This window comes from Micromonospora sp. RTBAU3-60 (assembly GCF_054963695.1).
This window is the reverse complement of sequence record NZ_JBUEGB010000191.1, coordinates 1-944: the sequence shown is the minus strand read 5'-3', so window position 1 is coordinate 944 and position 944 is coordinate 1. Positions and strand designations below refer to the sequence as shown.

Genomic DNA, 944 nt, shown 5'->3' with positions numbered 1-944 from the left:
CGGATGCGGCGGTCGGGCAGCAGGTTGGCCAGGACGCGTTCGCCGATGACGCCGACCAGGTCGATGGTGGTGTCCGCGATGACCCCGGCGGCCTGCGTGATCTGGTCGCGGGCGGCGTGGAGGGCGGTGGTGAAGCTGGCCCGGTCCGGGTCGAGGCCGGGGCGGCTGTCGGTGGCGTCGACCATGGCGGTGCGGAGCACCTGGTAGACGATCAGCAGGGCGTGGATCTCCTGATCGATGCCGTCGGGGGTGCGAGCGCGTAGCACCCGGCCGCCGAGGATGGTGGACTTGAGTTCCAGGTAGGCGGTCTCGATCTCCCACCGCTGGTGGTAGAGGCCGACGAGGTCGGCGGCCGGGTGACGGCGTGGGTCGAGCAGGGTGGTGATCAGTCGGTAGTCGCCGGTGTGGGTGCCGGCGGTGGTGGTGATGCCGATCCGGGCCTCGATCACGCGGACGTGCTGGCCGCCGATGATCGACAGCCAGGAGCCGTCGCGGTAGCGGCGGATCAACGGCAGCCTGCGGCCGGTCTTGCAGCGGATCAGCAGGTCCGCTCCGGTCGCGACGAACGTGGTGATCAGGTCGGCGGCGCAGTAGTTGCGGTCGGCCAGCAGCAGCATCCCGGCGCGTAGGCTGCGGGCGAGTTGCCGTGCCTGGGCGATCTCGCTGGTGGTGCTCGGGTCGAACACGGCGTCGAGGACCGATCGGGTGCCGCAGGCCAACAGGGCGCTCAGCCGCAGTGTCGGGTAGCCGGATCCGCCGTTGTTGCATCGGTGTTTGACATAGCGGCGCAGGTTGGCCGGCGAGTCCGCGACAGCGAGCACGGTGCCGTCGACGACGACGGGCAGCAGGCCCCGCCACCACACCGCGGCGACAGCACCGGTGACCGCTGGGCCGCGCAGCAGGTCGAACAAGGCCCGTAACGGGGCCGGGCCGAGTCGTTGCCG

1 protein-coding gene is annotated in these 944 nt (G+C 71.2%); it reads right to left on the bottom strand.

All coding sequences use genetic code 11. The annotated features are described in order from the left end of the window. Nucleotides 1-944, bottom strand: a 944-nt coding sequence (locus ACY34I_RS40505; protein WP_462760847.1) for an IS4 family transposase, incomplete at both ends; no start/stop codon positions are given.